Source organism: Pseudomonas sp. Pseusp11 (assembly GCF_047304405.1).
GTDB lineage: Bacteria > Pseudomonadota > Gammaproteobacteria > Pseudomonadales > Pseudomonadaceae > Aquipseudomonas.
This window is the reverse complement of the sequence record NZ_JBGLZF010000065.1, coordinates 1-24,274: the sequence shown is the minus strand read 5'-3', so window position 1 is coordinate 24,274 and position 24,274 is coordinate 1. Positions and strand designations below refer to the sequence as shown.

23 protein-coding genes are annotated in these 24,274 nt (G+C 60.4%); 12 read left to right on the top strand and 11 right to left on the bottom strand.

Annotated elements, in window-relative coordinates; all coding sequences use genetic code 11:
- Window positions 1–97: 97 nt before the first annotated feature.
- From nadE to ACCC96_RS28650, 3 genes are all read right to left on the bottom strand, one after another.
- Window positions 98–925, bottom strand: a complete 828-nt coding sequence (gene nadE, locus ACCC96_RS28660; protein ID WP_349747178.1) for an ammonia-dependent NAD(+) synthetase — start codon at window positions 923–925, stop codon at window positions 98–100.
- A gap of 4 nt (window positions 926–929) precedes the next feature.
- Window positions 930–2,156 (bottom strand): nicotinate phosphoribosyltransferase, encoded by a 1,227-nt coding sequence (gene pncB / locus ACCC96_RS28655; protein ID WP_019650677.1) that lies wholly within the window; start codon window positions 2,154–2,156, stop codon window positions 930–932.
- 287 nt (window positions 2,157–2,443) lie between these two features.
- On the bottom strand, window positions 2,444–3,355 hold the full coding sequence (locus tag ACCC96_RS28650) for a LysR family transcriptional regulator (protein ID WP_111455418.1): 912 nt from the start codon (window positions 3,353–3,355) through the stop codon (window positions 2,444–2,446).
- Between the two features lie 186 nt (window positions 3,356–3,541).
- On the opposite strand from ACCC96_RS28650, the gene ACCC96_RS28645 reads away from it, so the two are divergent.
- The 8 genes from ACCC96_RS28645 to ACCC96_RS28610 all read left to right on the top strand — a co-directional run bounded on the left by ACCC96_RS28645 (window position 3,542) and on the right by ACCC96_RS28610 (window position 13,379).
- Entirely contained in the window at window positions 3,542–5,032 is a 1,491-nt protein-coding gene (locus ACCC96_RS28645; RefSeq protein WP_413697560.1) for an aldehyde dehydrogenase family protein, read from the top strand.
- A gap of 94 nt (window positions 5,033–5,126) precedes the next feature.
- A complete protein-coding gene (locus ACCC96_RS28640) occupies window positions 5,127–6,410 on the top strand; it encodes an NAD(P)/FAD-dependent oxidoreductase (protein ID WP_018928480.1) in 1,284 nt (427 codons plus the stop codon).
- Window positions 6,411–6,773: 363 nt separating this feature from the next.
- Complete coding sequence (locus ACCC96_RS28635; protein WP_018928479.1) at window positions 6,774–7,907, top strand: branched-chain amino acid ABC transporter substrate-binding protein; 1,134 nt, start codon at window positions 6,774–6,776, stop codon at window positions 7,905–7,907.
- 171 nt (window positions 7,908–8,078) lie between these two features.
- A complete protein-coding gene (locus ACCC96_RS28630; RefSeq protein WP_007939055.1) occupies window positions 8,079–8,993 on the top strand; it encodes an ABC transporter permease subunit in 915 nt (304 codons plus the stop codon).
- 3 nt (window positions 8,994–8,996) lie between these two features.
- Complete coding sequence (gene livM, locus ACCC96_RS28625) at window positions 8,997–10,280, top strand: high-affinity branched-chain amino acid ABC transporter permease LivM (protein ID WP_258672205.1); 1,284 nt, start codon at window positions 8,997–8,999, stop codon at window positions 10,278–10,280.
- On the top strand, window positions 10,277–11,149 hold the full coding sequence (locus tag ACCC96_RS28620; protein WP_413697559.1) for an ABC transporter ATP-binding protein: 873 nt from the start codon (window positions 10,277–10,279) through the stop codon (window positions 11,147–11,149). Before livM ends, ACCC96_RS28620 begins: the two co-directional genes overlap by 4 nt.
- Window positions 11,146–11,862: an ABC transporter ATP-binding protein gene (locus ACCC96_RS28615; protein ID WP_007939061.1), complete on the top strand. Its 717-nt coding sequence runs from the start codon at window positions 11,146–11,148 to the stop codon at window positions 11,860–11,862. The genes ACCC96_RS28620 and ACCC96_RS28615 overlap by 4 nt, the downstream gene beginning before the upstream one ends.
- 746 nt (window positions 11,863–12,608) lie before the next feature.
- Window positions 12,609–13,379 carry an SDR family oxidoreductase gene (locus tag ACCC96_RS28610; RefSeq protein ID WP_413697558.1) on the top strand — a complete coding sequence of 257 codons (771 nt, stop codon included), beginning with the start codon at window positions 12,609–12,611 and terminating at the stop codon, window positions 13,377–13,379.
- A 149-nt stretch (window positions 13,380–13,528) separates the two neighbouring features.
- Here ACCC96_RS28610 and ACCC96_RS28605 read toward each other — a convergent pair whose 3' ends face one another.
- From ACCC96_RS28605 to ACCC96_RS28575, 7 genes are all read right to left on the bottom strand, one after another.
- Window positions 13,529–14,656 carry an AGE family epimerase/isomerase gene (locus ACCC96_RS28605; RefSeq protein ID WP_413697557.1) on the bottom strand — a complete coding sequence of 376 codons (1,128 nt, stop codon included), beginning with the start codon at window positions 14,654–14,656 and terminating at the stop codon, window positions 13,529–13,531.
- A 125-nt stretch (window positions 14,657–14,781) separates the two neighbouring features.
- Window positions 14,782–15,354 (bottom strand): HupE/UreJ family protein, encoded by a 573-nt coding sequence (locus tag ACCC96_RS28600; RefSeq protein WP_258672209.1) that lies wholly within the window; start codon window positions 15,352–15,354, stop codon window positions 14,782–14,784.
- A gap of 28 nt (window positions 15,355–15,382) precedes the next feature.
- Window positions 15,383–15,997 carry an urease accessory protein UreG gene (gene ureG / locus ACCC96_RS28595; RefSeq protein WP_008001031.1) on the bottom strand — a complete coding sequence of 205 codons (615 nt, stop codon included), beginning with the start codon at window positions 15,995–15,997 and terminating at the stop codon, window positions 15,383–15,385.
- A 23-nt stretch (window positions 15,998–16,020) separates the two neighbouring features.
- Window positions 16,021–16,695: an urease accessory protein UreF gene (locus ACCC96_RS28590; RefSeq protein WP_413697556.1), complete on the bottom strand. Its 675-nt coding sequence runs from the start codon at window positions 16,693–16,695 to the stop codon at window positions 16,021–16,023.
- Window positions 16,692–17,192, bottom strand: a complete 501-nt coding sequence (gene ureE / locus ACCC96_RS28585; RefSeq protein WP_018928470.1) for an urease accessory protein UreE — start codon at window positions 17,190–17,192, stop codon at window positions 16,692–16,694. Before ureE ends, ACCC96_RS28590 begins: the two co-directional genes overlap by 4 nt.
- Before the next feature lie 214 nt (window positions 17,193–17,406).
- Window positions 17,407–18,039, bottom strand: coding sequence for a TetR family transcriptional regulator (locus ACCC96_RS28580; RefSeq protein WP_018928469.1), 633 nt, complete (start codon window positions 18,037–18,039; stop codon window positions 17,407–17,409).
- 157 nt (window positions 18,040–18,196) lie between these two features.
- Window positions 18,197–18,673, bottom strand: coding sequence for a hypothetical protein (locus ACCC96_RS28575; protein WP_413697555.1), 477 nt, complete (start codon window positions 18,671–18,673; stop codon window positions 18,197–18,199).
- Window positions 18,674–19,060: 387 nt separating this feature from the next.
- Between ACCC96_RS28575 and ACCC96_RS28570 the strand changes: the two genes are divergently transcribed.
- Window positions 19,061–21,136: an AsmA family protein gene (locus tag ACCC96_RS28570; protein ID WP_413697554.1), complete on the top strand. Its 2,076-nt coding sequence runs from the start codon at window positions 19,061–19,063 to the stop codon at window positions 21,134–21,136.
- A 25-nt stretch (window positions 21,137–21,161) separates the two neighbouring features.
- Here the strand turns inward: ACCC96_RS28570 and ACCC96_RS28565 are convergent, their stop codons facing one another.
- A complete protein-coding gene (locus ACCC96_RS28565) occupies window positions 21,162–22,106 on the bottom strand; it encodes a LysR substrate-binding domain-containing protein (RefSeq protein ID WP_413697553.1) in 945 nt (314 codons plus the stop codon).
- 121 nt (window positions 22,107–22,227) lie between these two features.
- On the opposite strand from ACCC96_RS28565, the gene ACCC96_RS28560 reads away from it, so the two are divergent.
- The 3 genes from ACCC96_RS28560 to ACCC96_RS28550 all read left to right on the top strand — a co-directional run bounded on the left by ACCC96_RS28560 (window position 22,228) and on the right by ACCC96_RS28550 (window position 24,171).
- Window positions 22,228–22,866 (top strand): FMN-dependent NADH-azoreductase, encoded by a 639-nt coding sequence (locus tag ACCC96_RS28560; RefSeq protein WP_413697552.1) that lies wholly within the window; start codon window positions 22,228–22,230, stop codon window positions 22,864–22,866.
- Window positions 22,867–23,172 carry a DMT family transporter gene (locus ACCC96_RS28555; protein WP_413697551.1) on the top strand — a complete coding sequence of 102 codons (306 nt, stop codon included), beginning with the start codon at window positions 22,867–22,869 and terminating at the stop codon, window positions 23,170–23,172.
- 108 nt (window positions 23,173–23,280) lie between these two features.
- Window positions 23,281–24,171, top strand: coding sequence for an esterase/lipase family protein (locus tag ACCC96_RS28550; RefSeq protein ID WP_413697550.1), 891 nt, complete (start codon window positions 23,281–23,283; stop codon window positions 24,169–24,171).
- The last annotated feature ends 103 nt before the right edge of the window (window positions 24,172–24,274 follow it).

The following is a 24,274-nucleotide window of genomic DNA, read 5'->3' as shown; positions in this document are numbered from 1 at the left end:
GGCTGCGATCTTTTGATGTTGTTTTTAAAGAGCAAGATCAAAAGATCGCAGCCTCGTTTCACTCGTCAGCTCCTACACAGCTCCTACAGGGGAAGAATCAAGGTGCGAACGGCATCACACGCTTGTGATGAGTCTTCTTGTACGTATCACAAATGATCTTGAACGCTTCCTCGCGCACCGGTTCGCCATGCAGGAAGGCGTCGATCTCGGCGTAGGTCACGCCGTGGGACGCTTCGTCCGGTTTGCCCGGCGACAGGTCTTCGAGGTCGGCGGTCGGGATTTTCTCCACCAGCGACTCTGGCGCGCCGAAGCTGCGGGCAATCGCCCGGACCTGGTTTTTCACCAGGCCGCTCAGCGGTGCGAGGTCGCAGGCGCCGTCACCGAACTTGGTGAAGAAACCCATCACGGCTTCTGCCGCGTGGTCGGTGCCGATCACCAGGCCATGAGCCGCGCCAGCGATGGTGTATTGCGCGACCATGCGCATCCGCGCCTTGGTATTGCCCAATACGAAATCCACCGAGACTGCCTCCTTGCCTTCGAAGGCTGCCACTTCACTGGCCAGGGATTTGACTGCCGGGCCGATGTTCACTGTGTGGCGTTCGTCAGGGGCGATGAAGTCCACCGAGGCCTGGGCGTCGTGTTCATCGAACTGCGTCTGGTACGGCAGGCGCACGGCGATGAACTTGTAGCGGTTATCACCGGTACGTTCACGCAGTTCACGTACGGCGCGTTGGGCCAGCAGGCCGGCGGTCAGGGAGTCGACGCCGCCGCTGATACCGAGCACCAGGGCCTTGAGCCCGGAATTGACCAGGCAATCCTGAATGAAGGTGATTCGCCGGGCGACTTCAGCCTCAAGGGCGAGTTGATCCACGAACGGCGGTTGAACCTTGAGCTGTTCAGCAATCTCACGCTGTACGGCTTGCATGAATTCACTCCTTGCTTGATGTACTGGAAAGGGTGGCAGGTACTTGGAAAACGTGTCGCAAATAAGCGACGAAATTCGGGTCTTTGCAGTGAGTCTTGCCAGGCTCATCAGAAATCTTGGCCACCGGTTGGCCGTTGCATGCAGTCATTTTAAGCACGATGCTCATCGGTTCGACACCCGGAATATCGCAGGTCAGGTTAGTGCCGATGCCGAAACTGACATTGATCCGACCACGTAACGCCCGAAAAATCTCCAGAGACTTGGGCAACGTCAGGCTGTCGGAAAACACCAGGGTCTTGCTCATCGGGTCGATGCCCAGCTTGTGATAGTGGGCGATGGCCTTTTCCGCCCAGAGCACCGGGTCACCGGAGTCGTGACGCAAGCCGTCGAAGAGCTTGGCAAAGAACAGGTCGAAATCGCCGAGGAACGCATCGGAAGTGATGCAGTCGGTCAGGGCGATCCCCAGCAGGCCACGGTACTCGCGGACCCAGCAGTCGAGGGCGGCGATCTGGCTGTCGATCAGCCGCGGACCGAGTTGCTGGTGGGCCATGATCCATTCGTGGGCCATGGTGCCCAGCGGCTTCATATCCAGCTCGCGGGACAGGTGCACGTTGCTGGTGCCGACGAAACGACCGGGGAAGTCGTGCTTGAGCACGTTCACCACTTCTTCCTGCACGCGATACGAGAAGCGCCGGCGAGTGCCGAAATCGGCTACCTGCAACTCGGACAATTCGTCGGTGCTGGCGTTGGCGGTCAACCAGTCGAACTTGCGATAGAGCTGCTCACGGGCCTGTTCCAGGACGATTTCCCTGTAGCGATAGCGGTTGCGCACTTCGCTGACCATGGCCAGCAGCGGCACTTCGAACAGAATCACGTGCAGCCACGGCCCGCGCAGGCGGATGAACAACTCGCCGTTTTCAATGCCGGTGTGGATATAGCGCAGATTGAAACGGAACAGCCCGAGAAAGCGCAGGAAGTCCGGTTTCAGGAAGCTGATGCGCTCCAGGAAGCTCAACTGATCGGCGCTCAGGCTCAACTCGGCCAGGCGCTCGATCTGGAAACGGATCTCTGCCAGGTACGGGCGCAGATCCTCGCTGTTACGGCAACGAAACTCCCATTCGACTTCCACGTTAGGGTAGTTGTGCAGCACCGCCTGCATCATCGTCAGTTTGTAGAAGTCGGTGTCGAGCAGGTTCTGCACGATGCGATCGGCAAACACACTCTCGCTCATAACGGGTCTCCAGGCGGGTCGCGGCCCGTGGCAGCGACGTTGCAGCTGTTTCAATGAATGGGGCTAGTGGCGCATATCAGCGGTGAGGATTGCCAGCAATTTTTTAGACGCTAGAGATCTCTGTGGCGAGGGAGCTTGCTCCCGCTGGGGTGCGAAGCGCCCCTGACTACAGCCGATGCATTCGATCTGGAGGAATGCATATACCGTTTTGCGACTGCTTCGCAGCCGAGCGGGAGCAAGCTCCCTCGCCACAGATATTGTTCTTGACCACAGATTTTTGTGAGTCTTCAAATCTGTGAGGCATCCGGATTGTTTATCCGCTCCAGCATCCACTTCACAAAATCCCGCACCTTGGGCACTTCCGCCGAATGCTCCGGATACGCCAGGTAATAGGCGTCGGTGCTGGGCATTGCATGCTGCCAGGGAATGACCAGTTTGCCGTCGGCCAATTCCTCTTCCACCAGAAACTTCGGCAACAGCGCCACGCCGCAGCCGACCTGGGCGGCGCGGATGCACATATAGAACGTTTCGAAACGCGGGCCGTGGTAGCTGTGTTCAGTGTGGTAGCCCTGGCTGTCGAACCAGTCGTGCCAGGCCTGGGGCCGGGAAGCGTTTTGCAGCAGGACCAGGTCGGTGAGTTGGGTCGGATCGGTGAACGGCGTGTCCGGCAGACTGCCCGGTGCGCACACAGGAACAAGCTCTTCGCCAAACAGCTTCAGGCATTCGGTGCCGGGCCGTGAGCCCTGGCCGAAGTAGAACGCCAGGTCGCTGCGACCTTGCAGCAGGTCGTCGGCTTCCTGTTCGCTGCACAGGTCCAGATGAATTGACGGATGACGCAGGCGCCAGCCTTTCAAGCGTGGCACCAGCCAGCGCGCGCCGAAGGTCGGAGGCGTGGAGACGCGCAAGACTTCGGTGTCTCCGCCGTAGGAGCGCAGGTAATGGGTCGACATTTCGACTTGGGTGAGGATTTTTCGTACTTCCACCAAATACAAATCGCCAGCGGGGGTCATTTGCAGGCGTCGACGTACCCGGCGGAACAACAGGTGCTGCAACAACTCTTCGAGTTGCGCGACCTGTTTGCTCACGGCGCTCTGGGTCAGGTTCAGCTCTTCGGCGGCGCGGGTGAAGCTCAAATGCCGGGTCACGGCCTCGAAACACTGCAGCGCAGTGATCGACGGCAAGTAGCGTTTATTCAGCATCGGTTCTCCTTGTTCTTGTCGCTCCGCCGGCACTTTACGTTGCGGCAGATTCACAGCATGAATAAACGGAATGATATCTCGCTTAATCGTCGTTTGTTGGAGAACCTCGGGAGCGCTAAAACTACAGGTCAGATCAGTCGAATCAATCCGGCTGCACGTTTTCTGTTTCTGCTCGAGGAGTGACCCATGGTTGCCGCATTGCTTGATCGTCTTGGTGTGAACCCGGCCCTGTACCAGAACGGCAAAGTGCCGGTGCATTCGCCCATCGACGGTAGTCGGATTGCCGCCGTGAACTGGGAAGGCGCCGCTGAAGTCGAGCAGCACATCAGTCGCGCAGATCATGCGTTCGAATTGTGGCGCAAGGTGCCGGCGCCGCGCCGTGGCGAACTGGTTCGTCAATTGGGCGACATCCTGCGCGAGTACAAGGCCGATCTCGGTGAGCTGGTTTCCTGGGAAGCCGGCAAGATCACTCAGGAAGGCCTGGGTGAGGTTCAGGAAATGATCGACATCTGCGACTTCGCGGTCGGTCTGTCCCGTCAGTTGTACGGTTTGACCATCGCCTCCGAGCGCCCTGGCCACCACATGCGCGAAACCTGGCACCCGCTGGGCATCGTCGGCGTGATCAGCGCGTTCAACTTTCCGGTTGCCGTCTGGGCCTGGAACGCGGCGCTGGCGCTGGTGTGCGGCAACCCGGTGATCTGGAAGCCGTCGGAGAAAACCCCGCTGACCGCGCTGGCCTGCCAGGCGCTGTTCGACCGCGTCCTGAAGAACTTCAGCGACGCCCCGCCGCACCTGAGCCAAGTGATCATCGGTGGTCGCGATGCCGGCGAAGCCCTGGTCGATGACCCGCGTGTCGCGTTGATCAGCGCCACCGGCAGCACCCGCATGGGCCGCGAAGTGGCGCCGAAAATCGCCGCACGTTTCGCCCGCAGCATTCTGGAACTGGGCGGTAACAACGCGATGATCCTCGGCCCAAGCGCCGATCTGGACATGGCCGTACGGGCGATTCTGTTCAGCGCCGTCGGCACTGCCGGTCAGCGTTGCACCACCTTGCGTCGCCTGATTGCCCACGAATCGGTCAAAGAAGAAATCGTCACCCGCCTGAAAGCCGCTTACTCCAAGGTGCGCATCGGCCATCCACTGGAAGGCAACCTGATCGGGCCGCTGATCGACAAACACAGCTTCGACAACATGCAGGACGCGCTGGAGCAAGCCTTGAGCGAAGGCGGCCGGGTGTTTGGCGGCCAGCGTCAGCTGGAAGACAAATTCCCCAACGCTTACTACGTTTCACCAGCCATCGTCGAAATGCCGGAACAAAGCGATGTGGTGCGCGACGAAACCTTCGCGCCAATTCTGTACGTGATCGGTTACACCGATTTCGAAGAGGCATTGCGCCTGAACAACGCCGTGCCACAAGGCCTGTCGTCGTGCATCTTCACCACCGACGTGCGTGAAGCCGAGCGGTTCATGTCGGCGGTGGGCAGCGATTGCGGCATTGCCAACGTCAACATCGGCCCGAGCGGCGCGGAAATCGGCGGCGCGTTCGGCGGCGAGAAGGAGACGGGCGGCGGTCGTGAGTCGGGCTCCGATGCATGGCGCGGGTACATGCGCCGTCAGACCAACACCGTGAACTATTCGCTGGAGTTGCCGTTAGCTCAGGGGATTACGTTCGATTAAGCAGCAAGCTACAAGCTGTTGATCGATCGTTCCCACGCTCTGCGTGGGAGCGATCGATGGTGTGTTGGTTAGGTTTCATTTTCGGAGTCTGGCAATGCCGTTACGCGAAGAGTGTCTGTGGGAAAAACTGACGCCGCAAAGGCCCGACAATGCGGCGCTCAAGGGTGAGGTGACGGTGGATGTCTGCGTCATCGGTGCCGGTTTCACCGGGCTGTCGGCGGCGGTGCATCTGCTGGAGCAAGGCAAAAGTGTCTGTGTGCTGGAAGCGCATCGCGCCGGCCATGGCGGTTCGGGGCGTAACGTCGGGCTGGTCAACGCGGGGATGTGGATTCCTCCGGACGAAATCGAAGCCGGTTTTGGCAAGGCGGTCGGCAGTCAGCTCAACCGTATGCTCGGAGCGGCGCCGTCGCTGGTGTTCAGCCTCGTCGACAAATACAACATCGATTGCCAGTTGCGCCGCGAAGGCACGCTGCACATGGCGCACAACGCGCGTGGCGAGGCGGACCTGCGCAGTCGCGAAGAACAATGGAAACGTCGTGGGGCACCGGTGGAATTGTTGACCGGAGCTGCCTGCGAACAAGCCACGGGCACCAGGAAAATCGCCGCTGCGCTGCTCGATCGGCGTGCCGGCACGATCAACCCGATGGCCTACACCACGGGGCTGGCCAACGCGGCCATCGGCCTTGGCGGTCAGTTGTTCGATCATTCCCCGGTGACCCGACTCGAACGTCAGGGCCAGCGCTGGTCGGTGCAGACCGCCCAGGGTTCGGTGCTGGCCGAACAGGTGGTGATCGCCTCCAATGCTTATACCGAAGGCGACTGGACGGAACTACGCCGCAACTTCTTCCCCGGTTATTACTATCAAGTGGCTTCGGTGCCGCTGACCGAAGACGCCGCGCAGCAAATTCTGCCCGGTGGTCAGGGTTCCTGGGACACCCGTCAAGTGCTCAGCAGCATCCGTCGCGATGCCGAAGGGCGGTTGTTGCTCGGCAGCCTCGGCAATGGCAACCAGAAACCGACCTGGTTCCTCAAAGCCTGGGCCGATCGGGTTCAGCAGCATTACTTCCCCTACCTGAAACCGGTGGAATGGGAATGCACCTGGACCGGTTGCATCGCCTTCACCCCCGATCATTTGATGCGCCTGTTCGAGCCGGCACCGGGTCTGGTGGCCGTTACTGGTTACAACGGTCGAGGCGTGACCACCGGCACAGTGGTCGGCAAAGCCTTCGCCGACTACTTGTGTAACGGAAATCCTCAAGCCCTGCCGATTCCCTTCGCACCCATGCAGCCATTGGCGGGCGTGGGGCTGCGAAGCTGCCTGTATGAGGCCGGTTTTTCGCTGTATCACGCGGGCCAGTGCCTGCGGATCGTGATCTGATTGTTGAAATATGTTGCTGGAAGCAGCGCTTTTCAGCGAAGCGGCTAGCCTGTAATGGTGCGGGTTGTAGCAGTTGCGCACCAGCAGTGTGCAGTTCGGTGACGCGGGCTGTTACAGGCAGGTTGCACATCGTTTGGCGCTGCGGTTGCAATGATGGCGCAGGCGGGTTGCGCCTTTTGAAATAAATGGTTTCACCTCCCGCGGTTTAGACGGTTGCACGCCCAATGAAAATGGGATCGAAACAGTCGAAATAACAAGAAAGCAGCGACTTTTTTCAGAATAAAAAACCGATGGCACGGCCCTTGCTCTGAGCATTCAGTGAAGTCGCAGTGCCAACTAAAAAAAACCTTGGAGCACCACCTCATGTCCCAGACGTTTTACAAGAAAGGCTTTCTGGCCCTCGCAGTGGCAGCTGCGTTGGGTGTTTCTGCGTTTGCACAGGCTGATGTGAAAATCGGTGTGGCGGGCCCGATGACAGGCGCCAACGCGGCATTTGGCGAGCAGTACATGAAGGGTGCACAGGCAGCCGCCGATGCGGTCAACGCCGCCGGCGGTGTCAACGGGGAAAAAATCGTACTGGTCAAAGGCGATGACGCCTGCGAGCCGAAGCAGGCTGTGACGGTCGCCAAAGACCTGACTGAAAAGAAAGTCGTTGGTGTGGTAGGTCACTTCTGCTCCTCGTCGACCATCCCTGCCTCCGAGATCTACGACGAAGCCGGCATCATCACGATCACCCCAGGTTCCACCAACCCCAAGGTGACCGAGCGCGGCCTGAGTGCCATGTTCCGCATGTGCGGGCGTGACGACCAGCAAGGTATCGTGGCTGGCGACTATATCGTCGACGTGCTCAAGGGCAAGAAAGTCGCCGTGCTGCACGACAAGGACACCTATGGCCAAGGCTTGGCAGATGCCACCAAGGCTCAACTGATCAAGCGCGGCGTAACGCCAGTGCTGTATGAAGGCTTGACCCGCGGCGAGAAAGACTTCAGCGCCGTCGTCACCAAGATCCGTGCGGCCGGTGCCGACGTGGTCTACTTCGGCGGCTTGCACCCGGAAGCTGGTCCACTGGTTCGGCAGCTGCGTGAACAGGGCCTCAAAGACGTCAAGTTCATGTCCGATGACGGCATCGTGACTGACGAACTGGTGACCACCGCCGGTGGCCCACAGAACGTTGATGGCGTACTGATGACCTTCGGCGCCGACCCACGTCTGCTGCCAGACAGCAAGACCGTGGTAGACGCCTTCCGCAAGGCCGGCACCGAACCTGAAGGCTACACCCTGTACGCTTACGCTTCGGTCCAGACCCTGGCCGCAGCGTTCAATGGCGCCAAATCCAACAAGGGCGAAGACGCTGCCAAATGGCTGAAAGCCAACCCGGTCAAGACCGTCATGGGCGAGAAGACCTGGGACAGCAAGGGCGACCTGAAAGTCTCCGACTACGTGGTTTACAAGTGGGACAAGGACGGCAAATACCACCAGCTGGAAAAACAGAAGTGATATGAGCGGTTGATCTGCCCGGCGCCTTGCGCGCCGGGCAGTCCTGAAACATGTCCGTGCAGTACCTGTCTTTTCTCGTAGAGCTGCACACCAGCGTGTTGCACCGGCGGCTGAACCCCGGTCCGTTGCAACTGGCTTCTGTGCAGTCTCTCAAGTGCGTGAGATTGCGTTATGGATGGTATTTTCCTGCAGCAACTGGTCAACGGCCTGACCCTCGGGTCGGTCTATGGCCTGATCGCCATCGGCTACACAATGGTCTATGGCATCATCGGCATGATCAACTTCGCCCATGGCGAGGTTTATATGATCTCTGCGTACCTCGCGGCGATCAGTCTGGCTCTGCTGGCTTACTTCGGTATTGAATCCTTCCCGCTGCTGATGCTCGGCACCCTGGTTTTCACCATCATCGTCACTGCGGTGTATGGCTGGGTCATCGAGCGTGTCGCTTACAAACCGCTGCGCAACTCCACCCGACTGGCACCGCTGATCAGCGCCATCGGTATTTCGCTGATCCTGCAAAACTATGCACAGATCAGTCAGGGCGCCCGTCAACAGGGTGTACCGACACTGCTGACCGGTGCATGGCGAGTTGAAGTCGGGAGCGGCTTCGTTCAACTCACCTACACCAAAATCTTCATTCTGGTTGCCGCATTCGTCGGCATGGGCCTGCTGACCTACGTCATCAAGTACACCAAACTCGGCCGCATGTGCCGCGCCACCCAGCAAGACCGCAAGATGGCTTCGATTCTGGGGATCAACACCGATCGGGTGATTTCCTACGTGTTCATCATCGGTGCAGCGATGGCGGCCCTGGCCGGCGTGCTGATCACCATGAACTACGGCACGTTCGACTTCTACGCAGGCTTCGTCATTGGGATCAAGGCGTTCACCGCGGCGGTGCTCGGCGGGATCGGCTCACTGCCCGGCGCCATGCTGGGAGGGATCATTCTCGGGATCTCCGAGTCGCTGTTCTCGGGGCTGGTCAACTCGGATTACAAAGACGTTTTCAGCTTCTCGCTGCTCGTTCTTGTTCTGGTCTTTCGGCCCCAAGGCCTGCTTGGCCGTCCTCTTGTGTCGAAGGTGTAAGCGATGTCTTCAACCACTAAAAAAACCATTGATATCAAAAAAAGCCTGGTTGACGCGATTCTTGCCGGCCTCATCGCCCTGATTGTGTTCGGCCCGATTGTTGGTGTGGTCCTCGACGGCTACGGCTTCAACCTGCAGCCGACGCGCGTGGCATGGATAGTCGCCATCGTTATGGCTGGCCGCTTTGCCCTGAGCCTGTTCTTGCAAACCCCCAAAGGCCTGAGAATTCTCGAAGGCTTTGAGAGCACCGGTTCCGGGGTTCATGTTCTGGCGCCTGATTACAAATCCCGGTTGCGCTGGGTCGTCCCGCTAGTGGTCGTTGTCGCCGTGGTATTCCCGTTCTTCTCCAACTCTTACCTGTTGGGCGTGGTCATCCTTGGGTTGATCTACGTGCTGCTGGGCCTGGGCCTGAACATCGTGGTCGGCCTGGCCGGCCTGCTCGACCTGGGTTATGTGGCGTTCTATGCCATCGGTGCCTACGGGCTGGCGCTCGGTTACCAATATCTGGGGCTGGGCTTCTGGACCGTACTGCCGCTGGCGGCGATCACCGCCGGATTGGCCGGGTGCATCCTGGGCTTCCCGGTGTTGCGCTTGCACGGTGATTATCTGGCGATCGTGACCCTGGGCTTCGGTGAAATCATCCGGTTGATCCTCAATAACTGGCTGTCCCTGACCGGTGGCCCGAATGGCATGGCGGCGCCGTTGCCGACGTTTTTCGGTCTTGAATTCGGTAAGCGAGCGAAGGACGGTGGGATACCTTTTCATGAGTTCTTCGGCATCGCCTACAACCCTGATGTGAAGTACTACTTCATTTACGCGGTGTTGTTCCTGGTGGTGCTGGCCGTGCTGTACATCAAGCACCGCTTGACCCGCATGCCGGTCGGTCGCGCATGGGAAGCTTTGCGTGAAGACGAAATCGCCTGCCGCTCCATGGGCCTGAATCACGTGCTGGTCAAATTGTCGGCGTTCACCATCGGTGCATCGACAGCGGGTCTGGCCGGTGTGTTTTTTGCGACCTATCAGGGCTTTGTGAACCCGACCTCGTTCACCTTCTTCGAATCGGCATTGATCCTCGCCATCGTGGTACTTGGCGGCATGGGTTCGACCATCGGCGTGGTGATGGCAGCATTCGTGTTGACCGTCGCCCCGGAACTGCTGCGCGGCTTCGCTGAATACCGCGTGCTGCTGTTCGGCATCCTGATGGTGTTGATGATGATTTGGCGACCGCGCGGCCTGATCCGGATCAGCCGTACCGGTGTGACCCCGCGTAAAGGAGTAGCGCCATGAGTGAAGTCGTACTCTCGGTCGAGAACCTGATGATGCACTTCGGTGGCATCAAGGCGTTGAGTGACGTCAGCCTGAAGGTCAAGCGCAACTCGATCTTCGCGTTGATCGGCCCCAACGGCGCGGGCAAGACCACCGTGTTCAACTGCCTGACCGGGTTCTATAAAGCGACCGGCGGGCATATCGAGCTCAACACCCGTGGGGTGAAGACCAACGTCATCAAAATGCTCGGGGAGCCGTTCAAGGTAACCGATTTCGTCTCGCCAAAACGCTTCATCAGCCGGCTCCACTACAAGATGTTCGGTGGCACGCACTTGATCAACCGTGCCGGTCTGGCGCGGACTTTCCAGAACATTCGTCTGTTCAAGGAAATGTCGGTGCTGGAAAACCTGCTGGTGGCCCAGCACATGTGGGTCAACCGCGGCATGCTGGCCGGCATCCTCAACACCAAGGGTTATCGCAAGGCCGAAAGCGATGCGCTGGACCACGCGTTCTACTGGCTGGAAGTGGTGGACCTGGTGGACTGCGCCAACCGTCTGGCCGGCGAACTGTCCTACGGTCAGCAACGCCGTCTGGAGATCGCCCGGGCCATGTGTACCCGGCCGCAGATCATCTGCCTCGACGAACCGGCCGCCGGCCTCAACCCTCAGGAAACCGAAGCGCTGAGCGCGATGATCCGGCTGCTGCGTGACGAGCATGATCTGACCGTGGTGCTGATCGAACACGACATGGGCATGGTCATGAGCATTTCCGACCACATCGTGGTGCTGGACCACGGCGTTGTCATCGCCGAGGGCGGGCCTGATGCGATCCGACACGATCCGAAAGTGATTGCCGCCTACCTGGGCGCCGACGAAGAGGAACTGGTATGAGTCAACCGATCCTCGAACTGAAAGAGATCGACGTGTTCTACGGACCGATCCAGGCCCTGAAGAAAGTCTCGTTGCACATCAATGAAGGGGAGACCGTCAGCCTGATCGGCTCCAACGGTGCCGGCAAGTCGACCCTGTTGATGTCGATTTTCGGTCAGCCACGGGCGGCCGGCGGGCAAATCGTTTATCAGGGTGTGGATATCACTCACAAGTCGTCCCACTACATCGCCTCCAACGGTATCGCTCAATCGCCGGAAGGCCGCCGGGTGTTCCCCGACATGACCGTCGAGGAAAACCTGTTGATGGGCACCATCCCGATCGGTGACAAGTACGCCAAGGAAGATATGCAGCGCATGTTCGAGTTGTTTCCGCGGCTTGAAGAGCGGCGTAACCAGCGGGCCATGACCATGTCTGGCGGCGAGCAGCAAATGCTCGCCATCGCCCGGGCGTTGATGAGCCGACCCAAGCTGTTGCTGCTCGATGAGCCGAGCCTGGGGCTGGCGCCGATTGTGGTGAAACAGATCTTCGCGACCCTGCGGGAACTGGCCAAGACGGGCATGACCATCTTTTTGGTGGAGCAGAACGCCAACCACGCCCTCAAGCTGTCGGACCGGGCGTATGTGATGGTCAACGGGCAGATCCGCCTCAGCGGCACCGGCAAGGAGCTGCTGGTGAACGAGGAGGTGCGTAACGCCTATCTCGGCGGGCACTAAAACAGAAGAGCCTGGAAAACGCCCTGACGAACTCAGGGCGTTTTTTTATGCCCGCACAATCCCTACACGAGGCAGTGGTTTGAGGTAAAGGGAAATTGTGGAAAACAATATTCATGACCTCTCAAAGCGCGACATAAAGCCGCTGCAAATTGCTGTTTTGTCACGGTTTTGACTTGTCCCCGTTTGCTGTGGAGCTGGCTGTGAATAACGTGGGAGTAGCTGGCTGTAAGCCTTTGAATACGTGGCCTGCAGAGAGATGATTGTTTTTTGATCAGGTGCTTTTGGCGAGCCTGAAGTGGGCATTGTCAACCTTTTTGTTATGAGCGAACACGGTATGAATCGAGGTGGACAAGCCTGTGGATAAGTCTGTGGTTAAACTCTGGAAAGACTCGGCTGAGGGCCGTGGTTGCTGGCTTGGCGCCATCGTCGCTATGACCACTCGGTCGTGCAAATTGCCCTTGGCTACACAGCGGGTGCCTCAGGGTCAAGAAAAAAACTTTCTAATCTGCCCGCAAAGCCTTGTGGATAGCGGCTTGCAGCTTTTCCACTTGCCCCCGGAAACTGTGGACCGGCCTGTGGATAAGGTGCGTGTACATGGCTGCAAGCCACGGGGCATGGGGTGTTGCCAGCATTGATCATTTTTTGTACGGTTTTTGCCATGGTTGCCGCTGTGGAAAAGGCCGGGCATGCTGCCGGTTGATTTTCTATTCCAAGGGCTGACTGTCAGCCGACGCAAGGAGAACACGATGTCCAACACCCTGTTTATTACCGGCGCGACCTCCGGTTTTGGTGAAGCCTGTGCCCGTCGTTTTGCCGAGGCCGGCTGGAAACTGGTGCTGACAGGTCGTCGTGAAGAGCGCCTCAATGCCCTGTGTGCCGAGTTGTCGACGCAGACCGAGGTCCATGGCCTGGTGCTTGACGTACGGGACCGCAAGGCCATGGAGGAGGCGATTGCCAGCCTGCCGCCGTCGTTCGCCAAACTGCGCGGGTTGATCAACAACGCCGGCCTGGCCCTCGGTGTGGACCCGGCACCCAAGTGCGATCTAGATGATTGGGACACCATGGTCGACACCAACATCAAAGGCCTGATGTACAGCACCCGCCTGTTGCTGCCGCGTTTGATCGCTCATGGTCGTGGTGCCAGCATCGTCAACCTCGGCTCCATCGCCGGCAACTACCCGTACCCGGGCAGCCACGTGTATGGCGCGAGCAAGGCGTTCGTCAAACAGTTCTCCCTGAACCTGCGCTGCGACCTGCAAGGTACGGGCGTGCGGGTCAGCAACATCGAGCCGGGCCTGTGCGAGAGCGAGTTCTCGCTGGTGCGTTTTGCCGGTGACCAGGAGCGTTACAACGCCACTTACGCCGGTGCCGATCCGATCCAGCCGCAAGACATTGCCGAGACCATTTTCTGGGTGCTCAACGCACCGGCCCACATCAACATCAACAGCCTTGAGCTGATGCCGGTGAGCCAGACCTGGAGCGGGTTTGCCATTGAGCGTAATGGCGGCAAGGCATAATTGTGGCGAGGGGCTTGCCTGTGGCGAGGGGGCTTGTCGGAACGCCGCACCGCCCCGTTCGGGTGCGAAGCAGCCGCCTGCGATGCAACTGATAAAACACTAGGGCTGCTGCGCAGCCCAACGGGGGCAAGCCCCCTCGCCACAAAAACTCAGCCGAGATACTCGGCTAGCCCGCGATAGCAGGTTGCCAAGTGATAAGGCGTGGTTGAAGGCATGTCCTTGCGGCTCACTTCGCCCTGCTCATCGCGACACTCATACCAACCGCCCGCATGCAGGAAGCGCTGCTGCAACGCCTGCAATTGGCGTTGCACCGATGCTTCGCTGTCCGGGCGCAAGGTCAGGGCGCGCAGGTATTCGGCCTGAGCCCAGATGCGTTGGGTTGCGTCGCGAGGGTGATCATCCAGTTCCAGCATCGCTCGCACGGCACCGGTCTGCTGATCGACACCCCGTTGCTCGGTGAACGCAAACGCGCGCTCGAGCGAGGCGTGCAGTGTCGAGCCGCGCAGCAATGGCGAGGATTGCAGCAGGAAATACCATTCGAACTGATGGCCCGGCTCGAACCAGTTATCCACAGCTCCCAGCGGCTTCTCCATCAACACCGCATGTCGCGGGTCGATGAAACGCCTTTGCATGGCTGTGCATAACTCGATGAGTGCGTTCTGCACAGCCGCGTCTTCGCGCACCGAAAGGGTGGCGAGGAAGGCTTCGGCCAAATGCATCAGAGGGTTCTGCAATGGCCCGGAGTCGAGCGAGGACCAATCACGGTCCAGGCTGGCTTCGTACAGGCCGTCGCCTGTGGCGAAACGCTGCGCCACCACTTCCAGTGCGGCGTTCAGCACTGATTCCACCAGCGGCTCGCGAACCTTGTCCCAATAATGGGCGCAGGCGAACAGGATGAAGGCGTGGGTGTAGAGGTCTTTGCGCTGGTCCAGCGGCGTACCTTGCGGGTCGATGCTGTAGAACCAGCCGCCATGCTCGGCATCGTGGAAATGCCGTTGCAAGGAACGAAACAGCGCCGCCGCGCGCTCTTCAGCCTTGGGCACCTGGCCGATCAGGCTGGAGAACAGGTACAGCTGCCGCGCGCAGGCCATGGCCCGGTAGCGCTGAGGGGGCAGCGGTTTATGCTCGGCATCCAGCGCCTCATAAGGCAACGCCATGTCGGCGTTCCAGCCGGGGCCCTGCCAGAGCGGCACGATCACGTCCTGGAAGTGCTGATGCACTGAGGCGAACAGGGCGGTCAATTCAGGCTGGGAGGCAGAGCGGGAAACATGCGGCATTGGCTGGCGTCGTCACGGCAGGGTTAATTGCGCGACATGTTAGCAGGCCTTAGAGATGCGGTGTCTGTCAGGCCGCCTTCGCGGGCAAACCGGATCGCGAAGGGGCCAGTTCAGACGCTAGAGAATCAACCCGCCAGCAACCAGGCTCCGGTTGCCGCCGACGCCGCACCCGCCAGCCGAACCAACGGTGCCGCGGCCTGAGGCAAGACGCGAACCACCGCATAACCCGCGGCATGCAACGCCGCTGTCGCTGCCACAAACCCTGCGGCATACGCCCAGGGACTGGACATGTCCGGCAATTCCAGACCATGCGCCACGCCATGAAACAGCGCGAACAACGCGGTCGCCGCCACCGCCAGGCTCAACGGCGGACGCACTGCCAACGCCACCGCCAGGCCCAGCGCCAATACCGATGCCGCAATCCCGCTCTCCAGCGCCGGCAGGTTCAGCCCTTCAAAACCCAGCAAGCCGCCGATCAACATGGTGCCCACGAATGTGCACGGCAGGGCCCAGCGCGCAGCGCCTTTCTGCTGCGCCGCCCACAACCCCACGGCAACCATCGCCAGCAAGTGATCGAGGCCGCCGATCGGGTGGCTGATGCCGGCGATCAAGCCGTTGTCGCCATGGCCCGGGTGGGCGAAGGCAATGGCTGGGGTCAGCAGCAGGGCCATGGCGCCCAGAATGCGTTTCAGTGTCATGGATAAGCTTCCTTGTTGATAAGTGTGATCAGGCCGCAGTCAGCAGGCCCTGGCGTTCGATGAAGGCGATGATTTCTTCAAGGCCCTGGCCGGTTTTCTGGTTGCTGAAGACAAACGGCTTGCCGTTGCGCATGCGTTGGGTGTCGCTGTTCATCATCTCCAGCGAGGCGCCTACCAACGGCGCCAGGTCGATCTTGTTGATCACCAGCAGGTCGGATTTGCAGATGCCGGGGCCACCCTTGCGCGGCAGCTTGTCGCCGGCGGAGACATCGATCACGTAAATGGTCAGGTCGGACAGTTCCGGGCTGAAGGTCGCCGAGAGGTTGTCGCCGCCGGATTCCACCAGGATCAGATCCAGCCCCGGAAAGCGCCGGTTCAGTTGGTCCACGGCTTCGAGGTTGATCGAGGCGTCTTCGCGGATCGCCGTGTGCGGGCAGCCGCCGGTTTCCACGCCGATGATCCGCTCCGGCGCCAAGGCTTCGTTGCGCACCAGAAAATCAGCGTCTTCGCGGGTATAGATGTCGTTGGTCACGACGGCCAGGTTGTAGCGCTCGCGCAGGGCCAGGCACAGGGCCAGGGTCAAGGCGGTTTTGCCGGAGCCGACCGGGCCGCCGATGCCGACGCGCAGGGGTTGTGTGTTCATGTGATTCTCCAAACTAAAAGGCCCTAGGAACGGAACAGACGGCTGTACTGGCGCTCATGGGCCATGCACGCCAGGGACAGACCGAAAGCGGCGCTGCCAACGTGTTCGAGATTGATTCGGCTGGCGTCTTGCTGCGCCTGTTGCAGCAACGGCAGCAGTTCGCTGGTCAGGCGTTGTGCGGCTTGCTGGCCCAACGGCAGGGTTTTCATCAACACCGCCAGTTGGTTTTCCAGCCAGCTCCAGAGCCAGGCGGCCAGCGCATCTTGCGGGCTGATGTTCCAGGCGCGAGCCGCCAGCGCCCAGCCGAGAGCCAGGTGCGGTTCGGGGCGTTGCTCGAGAAAGGCACGGGCTGGTGCATCCAGTTCCGGCAATCCGTTGAGCAATTGCTGCAACGAATAGCCCATCTGCCGACTTTCCTGATGCAGCTCGCGGGTTTCGCGGCTGGCGCGATGCTCTTCGCAGCGTTGCAGCAATAGGCCCCAGTTTTCTTCGGCGGCAGCGGTGCAATGGGCGAGCAACAGTGGCGCTTCGAAACGCGCCAGGTTCAACAGCAACTGATCACTGATCCAGCGTCGCGCGCTGTCGGGATCATTGACCCGGCCGTTATCCACCGCCATTTCCAGGCCCTGGGAATAGCTGTAGCCGCCAATCGGCAGCTGCGGGCTGGCCAGGCGCAGCAGCGCCCAGGCCGGGTTCATAAACGCACGCCGAACTGGTGCAGTTTCGGCGGATAGTTGAAGTCCTCGTCACCGTGGCGCGAGTGGTGATGGCCACCACCGTAGGCACCGTGTTCCGGCTGGAACGGCGCTTCGATGTTCTCGGCCTTGGCGCCAAGCTGTTCGAGCATGGCCTTGAGCACGTAATCGTCGAGCAGGCGCAACCAGCCGTCGCCGACTTGCAGGGCCACGTGGCGATTGCCCAGGTGATAGGCGGCGCGGGTCAGTTCGAACGCATTGGCGCAGGTGACGTGCAGCAGTTGTTCGGGGCGAGCACAGACGCGAACGACGCGCCCGTCTTCGGCTTGCAGGCATTCGCCATCATGCAGCGGCGGCTGGCCGCGCTCCAGAAACAAGCCGACGTCTTCACCCTCGGCACTGAAACAGCGCAAGCGACTTTTGCTCCTGGCTTCGAAGGTCAGGTGCAACTCGGCGGCCCAGACGGGTTGAGGGTCGATTCTGCGATGAATCACCAGCATCGGAAGGCTTCCAGCAATGAACAATGTTCAGGCTAGAGCAAGGGGCTTGCCAATCGGGTGAGAGGTAGGAAATGCCTGTCAGAGCGACGGGGGAGGCTCACAATGTTGCAGGACTTTGATTGAAGTTGGTGCGTGGCGGGTGTCTGCGCACCAATTTGCAGCGCACAAAAAGATCGCAGCCTTCTGCCGAAGGCTGCGATCTTTTTCTAACGGGTTACTCGGTACTGCCGAGTCCCTGCCAATGCTTCAGCCCGATAAAGATAAACCGCAACTGCTGGGTGATTTTCGCCTGTGGTGTCAGATGCTCGGGCAATGCTTCGGCCGGCGGATCGATGATGTCCGGCAGGGTCGCGAACACGCTTTTGACGATCAGATCGGCCATGACGCTCAGGCCGGCGATGTCCAGATGCTGCAGTTTGGGCATCAGCGACAAGTCGGCCGCCAGGTCCGAGCTGATGTCCTCGCGCAGGCGGCCGATGGCCTGGCGCACCGGCAGCGAGCCGCCGTACTGCTCTCGGGCAAGAAACAGGAACTGCGAGCGATTGGCCGTGACCACGTCGAGAAAGATCCGCACCGAGGCATCGATGATACCGCCCATGACGAACTCGTTATGGCGTACCAGGCGGATGGTTTCGCGGAAGGTCTGGCCGACTTCGCACACCAGCGCCAGGCCCAATTCGTCCATGTCGGCGAAGTGCCGGTAGAAACCAGTGGGCACGATCCCGGCGGTTCGCGTCACTTCGCGCAGGCTCAAGCTGCCGAATCCTCGGCCGCTTTCCATCAGGTGGCGGGCAGCGTCCATCAGGGCGTTGCGGGTCTGTTGTTTCTGTTCGGCGCGGGGCAGCATCGCAAGGGTGTGTTCTGGACAGGGACAGCGGCGCACTCTAGCAAATCGGCTTCGCTGGCGTCGAACGACTATCGGGGGATCACGCGAGGAATTACGGCTTCTATAAAGTCAAAAGCCCAATCCGGGGATTGGGCTTTTTTTCCAGGCCGCCATGGGCTTAGCTCACAGCGCTGTTGCGTTCGATCACACGGTCACCACCACCTTCAGCAAGGGTTTGGCCTTGTGGAGTGCGATCGGTACCGTCAGCGGCCAGGGTTTGACCTTGTGGGGTACGGTCGGCACCGTCAGCCGCCAGGGTTTGGCCTTGTGGAGTGCGGTCAGTACCGTCAGCAGCGAGGGTTTGGCCTTGTGGAGTGCGATCGGTACCGTCAGCAGCCAGGGTTTGGCCTTGTGGGGTACGGTCGGTACCGTCAGCGGCCAGGGTTTGGCCCTGTGGAGTGCGATCCGAGCCATCCTGGGTGATCAGGCCTTTTTCTTTCAGGCGCTCGTTGCCGTTGGCACCATCGGCAACGGTCTGGCTGAACACCGAGTGGCTGTCTTTGACTTGTGGAGTGGCCTGATCGGCAGCCGGCAGAGCAAAAGCGGTGCTGGCTAACATCGAGAGGGTCAGGCTAAGCAGTAATTCGCGTTTCATGATGGGTTGCTCCTTGGGAGGGCGATAAAGTGGGTACGAGGTCAATGCTACTCTCGATAAGTCGATACAAAAGTTCATAAACGCAATGGTAATAATCAACAGAATTGATTGTTCGGCCGCAGCGCTCTAGAACGGGCGTTTCCGGCGAGCTTTTTTGCACTGAGGTGGGTATTTTCGACCCGCTCTCGCCTCGCAAAAGTGCAGGTGCGGTAACACCGGATGAGGGAGCAGGGTGTCTCCGGCCGATTATTTGAGTGTTAAGTCCCTATTCGGTTAAACCTGCGCGCCATTTCCCAGTCCTAGATCTCATGGCAGGCCGGTTCTGGCCTAACGTTTCATCAGTGCGTCGCTGTCAGGGCGCTCAGTCGTATTCAGGAGCTCTGTGCAATGACGCGCACTCGTAAAATGCTTGCCTGGACCTCCGCCAGCCTCGTTGTGCTGCTGGCCGTCCTGGTGCTGATCATCGCGTTCTTCGATTGGAACCGGATCAAACCGCCCCTTAACGCCAAAGTCTCTGAAGAACTGCATCGTCCGTTCGCCATCAATGGCAACCTCGCGGTGGTCTGGCAGCGCGAGCCCGACGAAGGCGGCTGGCGGGCCTGGGTGCCGTGGCCGCACGTGGTGGCCGAGGACCTGAGCCTGGGCAACCCGGACTGGTCGAAGCAACCGCAGATGGCCACCCTCAAACGCGTCGAGCTGCGTATTTCACCGCTGGCCTTGCTGACACAGCGGGTGACGATCCCGCGCATCGACCTGACCGAGCCCAATGCCGACCTGCAGCGTCTGGCCGACGGCCGCGCCAACTGGACATTCAAGTTCGACCCCAAGGACCCGGGCGCCCAGCCTTCGAACTGGGTGCTGGACATCGGTGCCATCGGCTTCGACAAGGGCCATGTCACGCTCGACGACCAGAGCCTGAAAACCCGCCTCGACTTGCTTATCGATACGCTGGGCAAACCGATTCCGTTCAGTGACATCGTCGGCGACAAAGCGGCGAAAACCGCGCTTGAGAAGGGCGGTTCGCCGCAGGATTACGCGTTCGCGTTGAAGGTCAAAGGCCAATACCACGACCAGAATCTCGCCGGCCAAGGCAAGATCGGCGGTCTGCTGGCCTTACAGGATGCCGCCAAGCCGTTCCCGCTTCATGCGCAAATCAAGATTGCCGACACCAGTGTCGAACTGGCCGGTACGCTTACCGATCCATTGAATCTCGGCGCCCTGGATCTACGCCTGAAACTGGCCGGTGCCAGCCTGGGCAAGCTCTATCCGCTGATCGGCGTGCCCCTGCCGGATACCCCGCCGTACGCCACGGATGGGCATTTGACCGCCAAGTTGCATGAGTCGGGCGGGGCGGTGTACCGCTATGAGGACTTCAACGGCAAGATTGGCGAGAGCGACATCCATGGCAACCTGGCTTATGTCGCGAGCCAACCGCGGCCCAAGCTCAGCGGGGCGGTGGAGTCCAATCAACTGTTGTTTACCGATCTGGCCCCGCTGATCGGCGCCGACTCCAATGCCAAGCAAAAGGCCCGCGGCGGTGAAAGCAAGCAGCCGGCGGACAAGATACTGCCGGTCGAGGAATTCAAGACCGAGCGCTGGCGCGATATGGACGCTGACGTTGAATTCACTGGCAAGCGCATCGTCCACAGCGAAAAACTGCCGTTCAACGACCTCTACACCCATTTGGTGCTGACGGATGGTGTGCTCAGTCTCGAGCCCCTGCGTTTCGGCGTGGCTGGCGGCAATCTGGATGCGCAGATTCGTCTGAACGGGCGCGCCGAACCATTGGAAGGCCGGGCTAAACTGACCGCGCGCAAGTTCAAGCTCAAACAGTTGTTCCCGTCCATTGAACGGATGAAAACCAGTTTCGGTGAGCTCAATGGCGACGCCGACCTTACCGGTCGTGGCAACTCGGTGGCCAAGCTGCTGGGCACCGCCGACGGCAATTTGAAGATGCTGATCAATGATGGCGCCATCAGTCGCGAGCTGATGGAGCTGGCCGGGCTCAATGTCGGCAACTATGTGGTCGGGAAAATCTTTGGCGACAAGGAAGTGAAGATCAACTGCGCGGCGGCCAATTTCGACATCAAGAGCGGTCTGGCGACCACGCAGTTGTTCGTCTTCGATACCGAGAACGCGATTGTCTACATCGATGGCACGGCGAATATGGCGACCGAGCAACTGGACCTGACCATCAGCCCGGAATCCAAGGGCTGGCGCTTGATTTCGTTGCGTTCGCCACTGTATGTGCGGGGCAAGTTCATCAAGCCGGATGCGGGGGTGAAAGCGGTGCCGCTGATGCTGCGCGGGGCCGGGATGGTGGCGCTGGGTGTGATTGCCGCGCCGGCGGCGGGTTTGCTGGCGCTGATCGCGCCGAGCGCTGGCGAGCCGAATCAATGTGCGCCGTTGCTGGAGCAGATGAAGGCGGGCAAGGCGCCGGTGACGGTCAAGCCCACCCGGTAGATCAAAAGATCGCAGCCTGCGGCAGCTACATTGGAACGCGTTCCCCTGCAGGAGCTGCCGCAGGCTTCGATCTTGGCAATAGACCAGACAATCGAGCCTCCTCCTGCAACCACGCAAAAAACGCCCGCACCGGCGGATGCCGTTCGCGCCCTGGTACGCACAGTGCGCTATATCCGGCCCCGTCGACCTGAATCTCACCCCGGTAAGGCAGCAATAAGCCGCTGGCCACACTCTCCGATACCAGAATATTGCTCGCCAGCACCAGACCTTGCCCGGCGATGGCGGCTTGCAGGGCGTAATGTTCTTCGTCGTATTCACGCACCGCTGGCTGCCCGGCCAGCCAGGTTTCACCGGATTGCGCACACCAGGCCTCCCAGCCGTGGGCATACAGTTTGGAGTTGTGCCAGCGCACGCTGATCAGGGTCGGCGCACGACTGGTCGCCAGAGCCACTTGTTCAGGCGAGCCATAAACCCCGAAGGATTCGTCGAACAGGCACAACCCATACAGGTTCGGGTAATCGTCGAGGCTGTAGCGCAGCACCAGATCGACACTGGCGTCCTGATGCAAATCGATGACTTCGCAGTGAGTGTCCAGCCGTACGTTGATGTGCGGATGCCGGGCATAAAACCGTCCCAGCCGTGGCACCAGCCAAAGGGCGGCGAAAGCGGCGGTGGTGGAGATCGTCAGGCTCGTGCCGCTGCGTTGCGGGCGCAAGGTATCGACGCTTTGCGCCACCTCCAGCAGGGCGCCATGCAGGCTACGGAACAACCGTTCGCCGCACTCGGTGAGGCGCACCTGGCGTGGCAGCCGTTCGAACAGCGGCACACCGAGCCAGTTTTCCAGGGAGCGGATCTGGTGGGAAACCGCCGTCGGCGTCACGGACAGCTCTTCGGCGGCAGCCTTGAAACTCAGCAGGCGCGAGGCGGATTCGAAGGCCCGCAGGGCGGTCAATGGCAACGAGGCAAACATTTAAAACTCCATGGGTGAAATAAATTCATCCAGACTGATTTTTGCTCATTTGAAGGCAGGCGGCTGTGCGCTTCAAGCTGCAGCCACAAGCCGTTTCAGTTTAGCCCTCAAGGAGATTCAGATGAGCACAATTCTTGCCATTCACGCCAGCCCCCGTGGCGAACGCTCTCATTCGCGGCGGTTGGCCGAGGTGTTTCTTTCAGCCTGGCAGGTCCGTAACCCGCAGTCGCAATTGACCCGCCGTGAAGTCGGTCGGGCGTTGATCCCGGCCGTCAACGAAGCCTTTGTAGCGGCTGCTTTTCATCCGGAGCCTCAAGCGCGACCGCTGTCGATGCAGGCCGACCTGGCACTCAGCGATGAGTTGGTGGGGGAGTTGCTCGGCCATGATCTGCTGGTGATTTCCACGCCGATGTACAACTTCAGCGTGCCCAGTGGCCTCAAGGCCTGGATCGACCAGATTGTGCGGCTCGGGCTGACGTTCAATCACACCCTGGACAACGGCATCGCGCAGTACGAACCGCTGGTGCGGGGCAAGAAGGCGTTGATCGTCACCAGTCGCGGCGGGTTTGGCTTCGGCCCCGGTGGCGAGCTTGAAGCGATGAACCATGCCGACCCGTTGCTGCGCACGGCACTGGGGTTCATCGGCATCACTGACGTCACGGTTGTCGCAGCCGAGGGCGAAGAGTCGGCCGAGCGCACCTTCCAGGTATCCGTGGCCGAGGCCGAACAGCGCTTGCTGGCGCTGGCCAGGGCGTTCTAGATGGCCTGGCTGTTCTTGCTGATCGCCGCCGGGTTTGAAGTCACCTTCGCCATGGGCATGAAGTACGCCGAAGGTTTTACCCGGCTCTGGCCTTCGGTGATCACCGTGGTGGCCGCGGTGGGCGGGATTTACTTCCTGACCCAGGCCATGCGCGAATTGCCGGTGAGCATCGCCTACCCGATCTGGACCGCTATCGGTTCACTGGGCACGGTGTTTCTTGGCTTTGCGCTACTGGGCGAAAGCCTGACGGCGCTCAAGCTGGTGTCGGTCGGGCTGATTGTGGCGGGCGTGGTGGGGTTGAAGTAGGGTGGATGTCATAGACTGGTCGTCGAGTTGTCATCTTGGGTGGCGATGCTTGGCTGAGGCCTTGCATCCAGCGTTGCTTCATCTCACCGACCACAAGGATGTTCATCCATGTCGCAAGGCTCCGCCACGCGTTACCCGTTGGTGCTGGTTCCGGGGATGCTCGGGTTTATCCGTCTGCTGCTCTATCCGTACTGGTTCGGAATCATTTCGGCGTTGCGCCGGGATGGGGCGACGGTGATCGCGGTGCAGGTCTCGCCGCTCAATTCTACCGAGGTGCGCGGTGAGCAATTGCTGGCGCGGATCGAGGAAATTTTGCGCGACACCGGGGCTGAGAAGGTCAACCTGATCGGCCATAGCCAGGGCTCGCTCACCGCCCGTTACGCTGCCGCAAAACGCCCGGACCAGGTGGCGTCAGTGACCTCGGTGGCCGGGTCCAATCACGGTTCGGAGCTGGCGGACTACCTGCACGATCACTACCCGGCAGACAGCACCAGGGGCCGATTGCTCACCTTTTTTTTGTGGTTGATCAGCGCGTTGATGTGCCTGCTGGAAACCGGTTATCGCGGGCCGCGACTGCCGGTGGATATCCCGGCTTCACATCAATCGCTGACCACGGCCGGCGTGGCGCTGTTCAATCAGCGTTATCCACAGGGGCTGCCTGACACCTGGGGTGGGCATGGCCCGGAAGTGGTCAATGGCGTGCGCTATTACTCCTGGTCCGGGACTTTGCAGCCGGGCAAGACCGATCGCGGGTGCAACCTGTTCGACGGCACCAACCGCAGTTGCCGGTTGTTTGCCAGAACCTTCGTGCGTGAAGCGGGGCATTGCGACGGGATGGTCGGGCGCTGCAGCTCGCATCTCGGGACGGTGATTGGCGATCAATACCCGATGGATCACTTCGATATCGTCAACCAATCCCTGGGGCTGGTGGGCAAAGGGGCGGAGCCGGTGCGGTTGTTTGTCGAGCATGCCGCGCGGTTGAAGGCGGCAGGCGTTTAACCCCAGTGGCGGGGGGGGGTGGTCCCCTTGGGCTGGGGAGCCGCCCCCAGAATGCGACCCCGTTTGGCTCGAGCGGGAGCCGGCGCCCACGCCCCAAAAGGTT